The organism is Mesorhizobium sp. P2_D1 (genome assembly GCF_056404455.1).
The window spans coordinates 31259-44868 of the sequence record NZ_JBFUDZ010000043.1; the positions used below are offsets into that span (position 1 = coordinate 31259).

The window sequence follows — 13610 nt, forward strand, 5'->3', positions numbered from 1 at the left end:
CGATCAACGGCTTGTAACTTGGCCCGCCTCAGCCATGTCTCTCCGTGCCTGTGGACCGGATGGAACGTCTGGACACAAGCGGCGAAGGCTGAAAAAGTGGTTACGTCGTCTGGGTTGCAGCGGCTCGCTCGGAACACAAGGAGGATTTCGCTGAATCTGGAAGACATTGCCGGCCATCCAGCCCTGCATCGCCATGTTCAGGCACAGTCGCTGGCGCTGATCCGCATCTATGAAGAGAGCCCGCGGCTGGCTTCCATTTTCGCCACGCAGCAGCGTTGGCTGATGGGCCATGTCGGCCTTGCCATGCATTTCAGGCGTGACCCGCACGACCGCAGCAAGGAGCTGACGGTGTCGCGCTTCATCGAGGTCGTGCACCAGCACGCGGTGGCCAGCCGCAACACAGCGGACGCTTTCATCAAGGAGATGCTGCACTACCACATCGCCGAATATGTGTCGGGCGGCGACGGGCGCACGCACCCCCTGCAGCCGACGGCGGCCACCGTGCAGACTTTTACCGGCTGGGTCCTCGCCCATCTGCAGACGCTGGATCAGCTCGACGGTGGGGATCGCCTGACGAGGTTCCTGGAGCGGCCCGAGATGGTTGCCAGGCTGCAGCCCCTTGTGGCGGACGGCCTGCTTTCCTCCAAGCCGGTGCGCGAACCCAACCAGACCTTTTCCCTGTTCATCTGGCTCAACAATGGCGGCATCGTCATGGACTGGCTGATGTCCGGTATCGATCCCGATCATGCCGGCCTGGACCGGATTCCAACCAGCGTGGTTTCGATCGGCGACTTCGCCAGATGGCTCAAGCTCTCGCGCACCCATCTTGCCCGCAAGCTGCGCGCGGCAGAGAACCTTGGCAGCATCGGCTGGCTCGGCCTGCGCGGCCATTCGGTGATGTGGGTGTCGAAGACGTTCTTCCAGGAGTACATGACCGTCCAGGCCGCCAAGCTGGCCATTGTGGATGCCGCTTTCAACGCCTGTTTTCCGCTATCCGAGGCCCGCCGACCCTCGCCGTGACCCGATGCATGTTGCCCGAAAGTGGCCCGGTTCTGGGACAACGACATACATAAAATCAAGACCTAGCGCGGGTCATGCACCAAACCCACGATGCTGTGAACCGGCACCGGCGGACTGCTTCTGGACACAGAAGCGGAAGGCTGAAAATGTGGTTGGGTCTTCGCAGCCGTCAGGCCGAATCGGAGCAGGGGGAGAATGGCGCTGACCTCGGAGCTTATTGCCGGCCACCCGGCATTGTATCGCTGTGTCCGTGCCCAGGCACAGGCGCTGATCCAGGCTTACGGGATGAGCCCTCGGCTTGCGTCGGTGTTCGCCACCCAGCAGCGTTGGCTGATGGCGCATATCGGCCTCGCCCTGCATTTCAGGCGGAAGCCTGACGACTATCGCAAGCAACTGACGGCGGCACGTTTCATCGACGTGATCCGCCAGAACGCCGTCGCCAGCCGCAACACCGCTGACGCCTTCATTAAAGAGATGCTGCATTACAATTTCGTCGAGCTTCTGCCGACGACGCAGGACGGCCGCATCCGCCCGATACAACCCACAGTAAACACGCTGGAGACGGTTGCCGGCTGGATGATGGCGCATCTGCACACGCTGGACAGCCTCGACGGCGCGAACCGTCTGGCGACGTTCCTCGAACGGCCCGACGCGCTCGCCAGGGTGCAGCCGCTGGTGGCCGACGGCCTGGTCTCCTCCAGCCCCGTCCGCGAGCCCAGGCAGACCTTTTCCCTGTTCACCTGGCTCAACAACGGCGGCGTCGTCATGGACTGGCTGATATCGAGCGTCGATCCCGATCATGCCGGCCTCGATCAAATCCCGACCGGCATCGTCTCGATCGGCGATTTCGCCAGATGGCTCAAACTGTCGCGAACCCATCTGGGGCGCAAGCTGCGTGATGCCGAGGACCTCGGCAGCGTCGGCTGGCTCGGCCAACGCGGCAATTCGGTGATGTGGGTGTCGGCCGATTTCTACCGCGAATACATGACCGCCCAGGCCGTGAAGCTGGCCATCATCGATGCCGCCTTCGTCGAGGCCTTCGGCTTGCCGGCAGGCAGATGATCGGTGCGGCATCCCCCGTGCGGGAGATGCATAGGAGCCCCGGCGTCCTTAATCGATGTCGAACGAAACGCCCTGCGCCAGCGGCAGTGCCTTGGAATAGTTCACCGTGTTGGTGGCGCGCCGCATATAGGCCTTCCACGCATCGGAGCCGCTCTCGCGACCGCCGCCGGTTTCCTTCTCGCCGCCGAAGGCACCGCCGATCTCGGCGCCCGAAGTGCCTATGTTGACATTGGCAATGCCACAGTCCGAACCGTCGACACCAAGGAAGCGCTCGGACTCCTGCAGGTCGCGGGTGAAGATCGACGACGACAGGCCGGCGCCGACCGCGTTATGCTCATCGAGCACGGCGTCGAAATCCGAATATTTCATCACATAGAGGATCGGCGCGAAGGTCTCTTCCGTCACCGGCGAAACCTGTTTCGGCATTTCGACCAGCGCCGGATGCACATAATAGGCATCCGGATGGCCGTTCTCGACCCGGGCGCCGCCGGTCACCTTGCCGCCATGTGAACCCGCCTCCTTCAGCGCCTTCTGCATGGCGTCGAAAGCAGCCTTGTCGATCAGCGGTCCGACCAGTGAAGAGGTCTCCAGCGGGTTGCCGACCGAGACGCTTTCGTAAGCCTTCTTGAGACGTGGAACCAGGGCGTCATAGACGCTGTCATGCACGAACAGGCGCCGCAGCGTCGTGCAGCGCTGTCCCGCCGTGCCCATCGCGCCGAAGGCAATCGCGCGCAGCGCCATGTCGAGATCGGCGGTCGGGCAGACAATGCCGGCATTGTTGCCGCCGAGTTCCAGGACCGCGCGGGCAAAGCGCTTGGCCAGGCGCGGGCCAACGTCGCGGCCCATGCGCGTCGAGCCGGTGGCCGATACCAGTGGCACCTTGGGATGATCGACCAGGATCTCGCCGACCGCGCGGTCACCGATCAGCACCGGCGCCAGGCCCTGTGGCGCGTCGGTGCCGAAACGCTTTACCGCGCGGGCAAAAATCGCTTCGCAGGCGAGCGCCGTCAGCGGTGTCTTCTCCGACGGCTTCCACACCACCGCGTCGCCGCAGACCAGCGCCAGCGCTGCGTTCCACGACCACACCGCGACCGGGAAGTTGAAGGCGGAAATGACGCCGACGACGCCGAGCGGATGCCAGGTTTCCATCATGCGATGGCCCGGGCGCTCGGTGGCGATGGTCAGGCCGTACAATTGCCGGGACAGACCGACGGCGAAATCGCAGATGTCGATCATCTCCTGCACTTCGCCAAGTCCCTCGGACGGGATCTTGCCGACCTCGATCGAGACCAGCCGGCCAAGCTCGGCCTTGTGCGTGCGCAGCTCCTCGCCGAGCAGCCGCACCAGCTCGCCGCGCCGCGGGCCCGGCACCATCCGCCACGCCTGGAACGCCTTGTGCGCGGCATCGATGGTCTTGGCCGCGTCGGCCGGCGAGATCGTCTTCAGCGCCGCGATCTGCTCACCCGTCACCGGGCTGCGCACGATCAGGTCGCCGCCAACAAGCGCGTCCTTGGCCACACCCAGTTTCGCCAGCAGCTCGGCCGTTTCCTTCGCTATGGTCATTTTTTGTCCCTTTCAGATCCCGTCGCCATCATATGGCGCCGGATCAAGCCTTGCGCCATGTCGCCTGCGTGCCGAAAAGACACCTCAGGCACTGTCATGGCGTGGCATTACTCGTTCCAGGGGAAAATCGCCACCCCGGCATGGTCCAAGCCGAGAGCAGACCGTTGAACCAGACCAAAAGTCAGTCATTTCGCCGTGCGGGCAGGTCCCCGTACCGCACCGTCTTTCATCAGCCGGTCGATATGCATGCGGATATGGGCGGCTTCCGCGGCCGTGTTGGCGAGCGCGATGGCGCGGTCGAAGGCGACACGCGCCTCTTCGCCCCGGTCAAGCTGCATCAAAAGGCCACCCTTGAGGCCGAAGAAGTGGAAATAGCCGGAAAGCCTCTGTTCGAGCGGCTCGATCATGGCAAGCGCTTCCGCCGGTCCGCGCACCTTTGAGACCGCGACCGCGCGGTTGAGCGTGATCACCGGCGACGGCTGCATCTGTTCGAGCAGGCCATAGAGCAGGTCGATCTCCACCCAGTCGGTGTCCTCGGACTTCTCGGCCCGGGCGTGCAGCGCGGCAATAGCGGCCTGCACCTGGTAGGGGCCGGGTTGGCGATGGCGCAGCGCCTTGTCGACCAGCGCCAGCCCCTCGTCGATCATCTTGCGGCTCCACAGGCTGCGATCCTGATCCTCGAGCAGCACGATCTCTCCGTCTTCATCGAAACGGGCCGGCGCGCGCGCATGCTGCAGCAGCAACAGCGCCGTCAGCCCCATGATCTCCGGCTCGGTCTGGAACAGCCTGAGCAAAAGCCGCGCCAACCGGATCGCCTCCTCGCACAGCGGTGCGCGCGCCGGCGCCTCGCCGCTGTTGGTCGAGTAGCCCTCGTTGAAGATCAGGTAGACCATGGCGGCGACAGCGGCGAGCCGTTCCGAGCGCTCGACCGCGCCCGGCGTCTCGAACGGCACGCCGGCGTCGGCAATGCGCGCCTTGGCGCGGGTGATGCGCTGTTCCATGGCGCTTTCGCCGACCAGGAAGGCGCGCGCGATCTGCTTGACGGTGATGCCCGAGACGATGCGCAGCGCCACCGCGATCTGCTGCGTCGGCGACAGATCGGGATGACAGCAAATGAACAGCAGCCGCAAGATGTCGTCGCGGTAATGCGCGCCGTCCAGCCGCTCGGCCATATCGCTCTCGGCATCTTCCAGGTCGGAGATCTGGTCTTCCTCCGGCATCGGCGCCTGCTTGGCACGCTTGCGTACCGCATCGATGCCGCTGTTGCGGCCGACAAAGATCAGCCAGGCCGCCGGATCACGCGGTGGCCCGTTCTGCGGCCAGTTCTTCAGGGCTCTGAGACACGCATCCTGGAAAGCTTCCTCCGCCGTATCGAGATCGCGGAAATAACGCAGCAGCGCGCCCATCGCCTGCGGACGGGCGGTGTTGATTGTCGAGCTTATCCAGGCGAGTTCGGTCATGCGGGAATCTTGTTGGTGTGAAACATCTGAACCGGCCGAATCTCGTAGGAGCCGCCGCTCGGGTTGACGTCGGACAGTTCACGGGCGAACTCGACAGCCTCGTCGAGATCTGCGCATTCGAGCGTGTAGAAGCCGAGGAATTGCTCCTTGGTCTCCGCGAAAGGCCCGTCGATGACGACGGCTTCGCCCTTGACCTTTCTCAGCGTCGTTGCCGCCGTGGTCGGCAACAGCCGCGCCACTGGGCCAAGTCGTCCGGCCTGGACGTACTTTTCCTGAACGTTGAGAAGCTTGCCTATGACTTCATCGTCCTGCGCCTTGCTCCACGAGCTGACGACGTCTTCGGAGGCATAGCAGAGGATTGCGTAGAGCATGGTTGGTCCTTTTCTCTGTCAAAGGACGAAACACTAGGACCGATCCCGACACGACGTCGATAAAAAAATCTGGGTGCCGCGCATTTGGCAACCGCCCTTGCCGCCGGTCAGCTTTCGCACACCTTCAGCCATCTCAGCACGAGAGCTTCCTCGCCATCGAGGCCGTCTATCGAGCTCTTATGCTTGTTGGCTTGCCCCATTTCGTCGAGCAATCGTCCTTGCGACCAGGCCTCGAACACCTGCGGATGGATATAGCATTTGCGGCAGACGGCGCGCGTATTGCCCAGCCGCTCGGCGACCTTGTCGACGACGCTGTTCATCACCCGCTTTTGCTGCGCCTGGCTTTCCGGCAATTCCGTCTGCGCAAACAGTGACGCGGCGTGGATGGTGCCGCCCCAGGTGCGGAAGTGCTTGGAGCTGAACGCATCGCCAACGGCCTCCCTGATATAGCAGTTGACGTCCTCTGAACGGACCGGCCGCCTGTTGCCGTCTTCGTCGAGATACTGGAACAGTTTTTGGCCGGGCAAGTCCTGCGCGCCGCGCACGATCCCAGCGATGCGGCGATCCACCAGCTTCAGCCTCCACTCCTTGCCGGACTTGCCCTTGAAGGCGAAGCGCAGGCTTGAACCGACGATGTCGACGTGGCGGTCGCGCAATGTGGTCAGCCCGAAACTGTTGTTGTCGCGGGCATAGGCGGCGTTGCCGACGCGGATCATCGTGTTGTCGAGCAGCCAGACGACGGCGGCGACGACACGCTCGAGCGGCAGGCCGCGACGGCGCAGATCGCTGTCGATCCGGCGCCGCAGGGCCGGCAGACTTTCGGCAAAGGCGACAAGGCTAGAATATTTGGCGCCGTCGCGTTCTTCGGCCCAATGCGGATGGTAGCGGTACTGCTTGCGTCCGCGCTGGTCCCTGCCGGTCGCCAGGATATGGCCGTCGGCGTCCGGCGAAATCCACACATCCGTCCAGGCCGGCGGAATGACGATTGCCTCGATGCGCGCCCGCGTGACGTCGGGAACTGGCCGCCCGTCCGGTCCCTTGTAGGAAAAACCCTTGCCTGCCTTCAGCCGCCTTATGCCGGGCGCGGCATCGCTGACATAGGTAAGCGATGCATGATCGGCCGAGGTTTGCGCCCCGTTCTTCGGCACAGCATCTTCGTCAGCCGGCCGGCCGTGCGACGATCCGGATTTTTGCAGCATGTCTGCTCCACGCAAATATCCGTAGATAAGCTGCGGGCCGATTGCTGGTTCCAAAGGTCGTGTGAAAAGCCGGCGACAGCGCTGGCGCCGAGCCTGCTTTCAGGCTTTTTCGAGCACAACCGGAATGACGTCGACAGCCTGTTCGCCGACCTGTCCGCCGGTGGTCTTGAGCACGCCGACGATCGGCGCCACGTCCGAATAGTCGCGGCCGTAGCCGACGGTGATGTGGTCGTTGCTGGCCCGCATGCCGTTGGTCGGATCGAATTCCTGCCAGCCGGCGTCCCGCCCGCACCAGACCTTGACCCAGGCATGCATGGCATCGGCGCCTTCCAGCCGAGGCTTGCCCTTCGGCGGGATGGTGCGCAGGAAGCCGCTGACATAGCCGGCCGGAATACCGAGTCCGCGCAGGCCGGCGATCATGATGTGCGAAAAATCCTGGCAGACGCCGCGCTTCAACCTGAAGGCGTCGCTGGCCCGGGTCCGCACCGTCGTCGCCTCGCCGTCATAGGTGAAATCGCGATGGATGCGATTGCACAGGTCCATCGCCGTGCCGGCGGCGGAGCCGCCGACGCTGCCTTGCGCATAGAGGGTGATCGCACCATCGATGCCAGCATGGGTGCTGCCCGTCAGGAAATGATGCGGTGCATCTGACGCCAGCGACCGCACTGCGGCGAGTTCCTGCCTGAGCCGGCCGATATCCGGCGACACGTCGAGCCCGGGCTCGGGCCGTGACACCGATACGCGTGCGCTCATCCTTATGTCGAGCGCGTCATGCGCGTCGCGAAAGGCGATCGAGGTGACGTTGTTGCCGAAGAAGTCCAAAAAATCCGAACGCTCGTTGGGCGCCGGCGCAAAGGACAATGACGCGGCGATGACGCGCTGCACGCCGGAAATCGTCGATGGCAGCACGCGGATCTGATGGCGGCCGCCGCCGGCCGCCGCGGCATAGTCGTAATGGAGATGGAGCCGAATGTCGTAAAGCATGCGCTACTTTTCTTGTCTTGGCGCAGGGTCTTGTCGCAAAACCATGTGACCCTTTTGCGGAACCTGCCTAGCCGAAATAGGCTTTGGCGAGGCTGTTGTAGAGGCCGCCGATTTCATAGGCGAGATCGTCCAGCGCCTTTGCCGTCATGTCGGAAGGCTCCTTGATGGCGATCTGGGTGTTGAGCTGCAGGATCTCCTTGGCCGCCGGCGACATGTGCCCCTCGCCGCCGAGCGACGGCAACAGGCCGATCTCTGCCTTCAACCGTTCGAGCTGGAACAGGATGGAGCGCGGATTGAGCGGGTCGAGCGCCAGGAGATCGACCACCGTGCGCCGGCCGGCCTGCACCGGATATTGCCGGCGGTGGGTCATCACGCTGTCGCCGATCTCCAGCATCATGTCGAGCGCGCCGTCCGGCGCCTTGGCGCCGGTCAGCCGGGACAGCGTGCGGGCGATCTGGATGCCGCGCTCCAGCCGCCGGCCAATCTCGAGGAAACGCCAACCGGCGAAGCGGTACATGTTCTCATGCAGCAGGCCGGAGAAGCCGGCGAGCTTGCGCAGGATGACCGTCATGGCCCGTGTCGCGTCGTCGCCGGGCGCCACCGTGGTTGCGAACTGATGGATGGTCTTCGACAGATCTTTGAGCGCCAGCCAGCCATCGGGTGAGAACCGGTCGCGGATCTGCCCGGCGCTGTAGACGGCGCTATCCAGCGTGCCGATCAGTCCCGACGGGATCGCCGTCTCGACATCGATGCCGAAAGGTTCGAGATAATCCCTGATGTCGGCAAGCAGCGGCATGTCCGGATCGGAGGTCTCGGCGAGCCGCACATGATAGGCGCGCAGGATGCGCACCGTGTCTTCCGAGCGCTCGATGTAACGGCCGAGCCAGGTCAGGTTTTCCGCCGCCCGGCTGGGCAGGCTGCCCGGCCTGGTGCGGATGAAGCTGTCGCCTTCTTGCGGCAGCAGCGTCTCGCGCTCCACCGGTCTGTCGCTGACCACCCAGACGTCCGCCGCCTGGCCGCCACGCTGCATGGCAATCGCCGTCGGATCGAGCGACAGGCCGACGCGGGCAAAACCGCCCGGCATCACCGTCCAGCCCTCGGGCGTGCGCGCCAGATAGACGCGCAGGCTCGCCGGCCGTGGCTCCAGCCAACCGCCGACAAAGACCGGTGTCGTCGAAAGCGTGACCGCTTCCTGGCCGACGAAGGCGCCGCCTTCGCCTTCGATGCGCGCCACCAGCTCCGCCCGTTCCCCGGCGGACAGCGCCGAGCCGAGCTTCGTCTGGTTGTCATCCTCGAAGGCAAGCCGTGTCGACAGCGCCGGACCGATCACCATGCGGTCGATATTGGCCAGCACATGCGCGCGCTCCGTCGCCTGCCCGCACCACCACGTCGCGACGCTAGGCAGCAGCAATTCCTCGCCCCGCAAGGCGCGCGAGATCTTGGGCAAAAAGGCGAGCAGTGCTCGTGTTTCCATCAGGCCGGAGCCAAGCGCATTGACGGTCGCAACCGCACCCTGGCGGATCGCCTCGACCAGGCCCGGGGTGCCGATCTGCGAATCCGGGCGCAGTTCGAGCGGATCGGCGAAGGCAGCGTCGAGCCGCCGCCACAGCACGCTGATCGGCATCAGGCCGGAGACCGTGCGCACCATCAGCCTGCCGCCGGAGACGGTCAGGTCCTCGCCTTCGAGCAGCATGATGCCGAGATAGCGGGCGATATAGGCGTGTTCGTAGTAGGTTTCGTTGAGCGGCCCCGGCGTCAGAATGGCAACACGGCCGTCGGTTTCCTTGGCCATACCGATCAGCGCATCGCGAAAACGGCGGAAGAAGCCGGCAAGGCGGTGCACATGCATCTCGCCGTAGATATCGGACAGCGCGCGCGTGGTGGCGACGCGGTTCTCCAGCGCAAAGCCGGCGCCGGATGGCGCCTGGGTGCGGTCGCCCAGCACCCACCATTGGCCGTCGGGCCCACGGCCGAGCTCGAACGCGCAGAAATGCAGGAAATGGCCGCCAGCCGGGCTGGTGCCGACCACTGGCCGCAAATATTCCGGGCTGGCGGCGATCAGCCCCGCCGGCAGGATGCCCTTTTCGACCAGCCGGTTCGGCCCGTAGATGTCCGCAATCGTCTCTTCGAACAGTTCGGCGCGCTGCACCAGGCCGGCGCTGATCGCGGCCCACTCGCTGTCCTCGATAAGCAGGGGAATATGCGCCAGCGGCCATTCGCGCTCATTGGCGCCGGCCTTGTCATAGACGCGGTAATAGACGCCGGCGTCGCGCAGATACTGGTCGGCGCGCGCGAAGCGCTGGCCAAGCTTTTCAGCCCCAAGTTCGTCGAGCGCCTCAATGAAGTGCTTCCAGACCGGACGGGGAGTGCCTGACGCATCGACCATCTCGTCGACGACGCCGTCGATCGGCTGGTAGTGCTCCAGCAGGCTGTGGATCTGCGGCTTGCCGCGTACCCTTTTGTGATTCCCCTTTGCCATCGTTGATCAGAGTCTTGCCGGCCGCCGAAGGTCAAGGGTCATCGGGAAATCTTCCGCCGGTTGTTCCTCACGCAGCACATAGACGGACGGCGTATGGCCGCGCGGTTCGAAGCGGGCGAGCCGCCGTGCCTCCGCCTCATTGCCGTTCACAGGGAAGGTGTCGTAGTTGCGCCCGCCCGGATGCGCGACATGGTAGACGCAGCCGCCGACCGCGCGGCCCGACCAGCGGTCATAGATGTCGAACACCAGCGGCGTGTTGACCGGCAGCGCCGGATGCAGGCCCGAAGCCGGCTGCCACGCCTTGAAGCGGACGCCCGCCACCGCCACCTCGCGGTTGTCGGTGACCTTCATCGGCACGATGCGGCCGTTGCAGACCACAGCATGACGCTCAGGGTTCAGCCCCTCGGTCTTGACCTGCAGCCGTTCGACAGAGGAATCGACGAAGCGCACGGTGCCGCCGATCGCTCCCTGTTCGCCCATCACGTGCCACGGCTCCAGCGCCTGCCGCAGCTCCAGCTTGATCCCGGCGTGCTGGACCTCGCCGCAGAACGGGAAGCGGAATTCGAGCTGGGCATCGAACCATTCCGGACGGAACTCGAAGCCGCTGAGCTTGAGATCGTCGAGCACGTCGAGAAAATCCGCCCAGACATGATGCGGCAGCATGAACCGATCATGCAGCGAGGTGCCCCAGCGCACGAAGCGGCCGTCGAGCGGGTTCTTCCACGCGCGGGCAATAATGGCACGGACCAAGAGCTGCTGCGCCAGGCTCATGCGCGCATTGGGCGGCATCTCGAAGCCGCGGAACTCGACCAGGCCGAGCCGGCCGGTCGGCCCGTCCGGCGAAAACAGCTTGTCGATGCAGATTTCCGAGCGATGCGTATTGCCCGTGACATCGGTCAACAGGTTGCGGAACAGCCGGTCGACCAGCCACGGCAAGGGTGCGGCGCCCCGGTCGGGATGCGGTACCTGCGCCATTGCGATCTCGAGCTCATAGAGCGAGTCGTGACGCGCCTCGTCGAAGCGCGGCGCCTGGCTGGTCGGGCCGATGAACAGGCCGGAGAACAGGTAGGACAGCGACGGATGCCGCTGCCACTGCAGCACCAGGCTCTTCAACAAATCGGGCCGGCGCAGGAACGGACTGTCATTGGGTGTCGCGCCGCCGACGACAACATGATTGCCGCCGCCGGTGCCGGTGTGGCGTCCGTCGATCATGAACTTGTCGGCGCCAAGCCGGGTCTGCCGCGCCTCCTCGTAGATCGCTGTCGTCGTCGCCACGCAATCCTGCCAGTTGGCGGCAGGATGGATGTTGACCTCGATGACGCCGGGATCGGGTGCGACGCGGATGACGTTGAGGCGCGGATCGTGTGGCGGGCCATAGCCTTCGATATGCACCGGCAGGCCGATGGTCCGCGCTGCATTCTCGGCAGCCGCCACCAGTTCAAGATAGTCTTCGAGCGCCTCTACCGGCGGCATGAACACGCAGAGCCGGCCGTCGCGCGGCTCGACCGAGAGTGCGGTGCGCACCGCGCCGCCGATCTCGGTGATTTCCTGCTCGACCCGGTCCTGTTGACCGCTTGCCGCGGTGAACGACACCGCCTGCTGGCGGCGCGCCATTTCATCGGCGCCTTCGAGTTCGGTCGAAGCCGCTACCGGCAGGATCGCCTCGCGCGCCGGCAACGGCCCGCGCGGCAGCGACGGATCGACCGGCACGATATAGGGGAACTGCGCCGGCGGCACATAGGGAAGCGTACCGAGCGGCAAGCGATAGCCGACGGGAGAATCGCCCGGCACCAGGAACAGCCGGCCGCGCCGCGTCTTCCACTTTTCCGAACGCCAGCGCGGTCCCGACGCCTGGCTGTTCCAGCGCTGCACTGGCAACACATAACCTGACGGCTTGGTCAGCCCGCGTTCGAAGACTTTTGCCATGCGGCTGCGCTCTTCCGGATCCTCCAGCTTGGAGTTGGAGGGATCGACATTGTCCGGCAGCTTGCCTTCCTTGAGCAGCCACTCGGCCGGATCCTCATAAGCTTCGCTGACCATGGATTTTTCGATGCCAAGCTCAGCGGCAATCGCCGTCAGCAGGTCTTCGGCCTGTTTCGGTCCGACATCGGCCGCGCTCTTTTCGCGGGCGATCAGCGACGGGTCGCTCCACACCGGCTCGCCGTCGGCGCGCCAGTAGAGCGAGAAGGTCCAGCGCGGCAGGCTCTCGCCCGGATACCATTTGCCCTGGCCATAGTGGAGAAAGCCGCCCGGCGCGAAGCGCTCGCGCAACCGCCGGATCAGCGCATCGGCCTTCTCACGCTTGGTCGGTCCGACGGCGGCGGTGTTCCACTCCGCGGATTCGAAATCGTCGATCGAGACGAAGGTCGGCTCGCCGCCCATGGTCAGCCGCACATCCCCTTCCGCAAGTGCTGCATCGACCTTGTTGCCGAGTGCGTCGAGCGCCTGCCAGCTTTCATCCGAGAACGGCTTGGTGATGCGCGGGTGTTCGGCGATGCGGTCGACCCGCATCTCGAAGCCGAAATCGACATTGGCAAAGCTCGCCATACCGGAAATCGGAGCCGCATTGCGGAAATGCGGCGTGGCGGCGAGCGGCACATGGCTCTCGCCGGTGAGCAAGCCGGAGGTCGGATCGAAGCCGATCCAGCCGGCGCCGGGAAGATAGACCTCGCACCAGGCATGCAGATCGGTGAAGTCTATCGCCGTTCCCGGCGGTCCGTCCAGCGCGACGAGATCCGGCTTGAGCTGGATCAGATAGCCGGAGACAAAGCGCGCGGCGATGCCGAGATTGCGCAAGATCTGCACCAGCAGCCAGCTTGAATCGCGGCACGAGCCTTTTTTCGCGGCCAGCGTCTCTTCCGGCGAGAACACACCGGTCTCCATGCGAACGATATAGGCGATTTCGCGCTGCAGCCGGGCATTGAGATCGACGAGGAAATTGACGGTGTTCTTTGCGCTGCGGTCGATGGTCCCAAGCAAGGCCGAAAGCAGCGGACCGGCCGGCTCCGGCGTGCGGTAGATGGCGAGATCGTCGCGGATCTCTTCCGGATACTCGAACGGAAACGCCTCGGCCGACGGCTCGACGAAGAAATCGAACGGATTGTAGACCGTCATGTCGGCGACGAGATCGACCTCGATCTTCAGTTCCATAACCGGCTCGGGAAAGACGAAACGGGCGAGGAAGTTGCCGTAGGGGTCCTGCTGCAGATTGACGAAATGGTTAGCCGGTTCGACCTTGAGCGAATGGCTCAACACCTTGGTGCGGGAATGCGGCGCCGGCTGCAGCCTGATGATCTGCGGCCCGAGGACCACCGGCCGGTCATATTTGTAGTGGGTCAGATGGTAGACAGCTGCCAGAATTGCCATGGGGCCCCGGAATTCAGCGTTTCAAACGAATTCGCTGAACCCTGACACAAATGGCGGCCATTCTCCAAGCAGAGATGTTGCGGTGCACCTAATTTAAGCAGGTGTG

Annotated in this window: 9 protein-coding genes; 2 read left to right on the top strand and 7 right to left on the bottom strand. The window is 64.5% G+C overall.

The genetic code is table 11. The features are described from left to right. Positions 1-144: 144 nt before the first annotated feature. Together AC1D0I_RS24835 and AC1D0I_RS24840 are read left to right on the top strand one after the other, a co-directional pair. The gene (locus AC1D0I_RS24835) at positions 145-1020 is read left to right on the top strand and encodes a hypothetical protein (RefSeq protein ID WP_477398457.1); all 876 of its coding nucleotides are present in this window, start codon (positions 145-147) and stop codon (positions 1018-1020) included. Positions 1021-1215: 195 nt separating this feature from the next. Further along, a complete protein-coding gene (locus AC1D0I_RS24840) occupies positions 1216-2082 on the top strand; it encodes a hypothetical protein (RefSeq protein WP_477398428.1) in 867 nt (288 codons plus the stop codon). Between the two features lie 48 nt (positions 2083-2130). Here the strand turns inward: AC1D0I_RS24840 and amaB are convergent, their stop codons facing one another. From amaB to AC1D0I_RS24875, 7 genes are all read right to left on the bottom strand, one after another. Further along, a complete protein-coding gene (amaB, locus tag AC1D0I_RS24845) occupies positions 2131-3645 on the bottom strand; it encodes an L-piperidine-6-carboxylate dehydrogenase (protein WP_095084475.1) in 1515 nt (504 codons plus the stop codon). A gap of 185 nt (positions 3646-3830) precedes the next feature. After that, positions 3831-5105 carry an RNA polymerase sigma factor gene (locus tag AC1D0I_RS24850; RefSeq protein WP_477398430.1) on the bottom strand — a complete coding sequence of 425 codons (1275 nt, stop codon included), beginning with the start codon at positions 5103-5105 and terminating at the stop codon, positions 3831-3833. Further along, entirely contained in the window at positions 5102-5476 is a 375-nt protein-coding gene (locus tag AC1D0I_RS24855) for a YciI family protein (RefSeq protein WP_095084477.1), read from the bottom strand. Before AC1D0I_RS24855 ends, AC1D0I_RS24850 begins: the two co-directional genes overlap by 4 nt. A 107-nt stretch (positions 5477-5583) precedes the next feature. Further along, a complete protein-coding gene (locus tag AC1D0I_RS24860) occupies positions 5584-6675 on the bottom strand; it encodes a DNA topoisomerase IB (protein WP_477398432.1) in 1092 nt (363 codons plus the stop codon). 99 nt (positions 6676-6774) lie between these two features. Beyond that, complete coding sequence (locus tag AC1D0I_RS24865; protein ID WP_095084479.1) at positions 6775-7659, bottom strand: transglutaminase family protein; 885 nt, start codon at positions 7657-7659, stop codon at positions 6775-6777. A gap of 67 nt (positions 7660-7726) precedes the next feature. Beyond that, positions 7727-10138 (bottom strand): circularly permuted type 2 ATP-grasp protein, encoded by a 2412-nt coding sequence (locus tag AC1D0I_RS24870; RefSeq protein ID WP_477398434.1) that lies wholly within the window; start codon positions 10136-10138, stop codon positions 7727-7729. A gap of 6 nt (positions 10139-10144) precedes the next feature. Further along, the gene (locus tag AC1D0I_RS24875; protein ID WP_477398436.1) at positions 10145-13504 is read right to left on the bottom strand and encodes a transglutaminase family protein; all 3360 of its coding nucleotides are present in this window, start codon (positions 13502-13504) and stop codon (positions 10145-10147) included. Between the last annotated feature and the right edge of the window lie 106 nt (positions 13505-13610).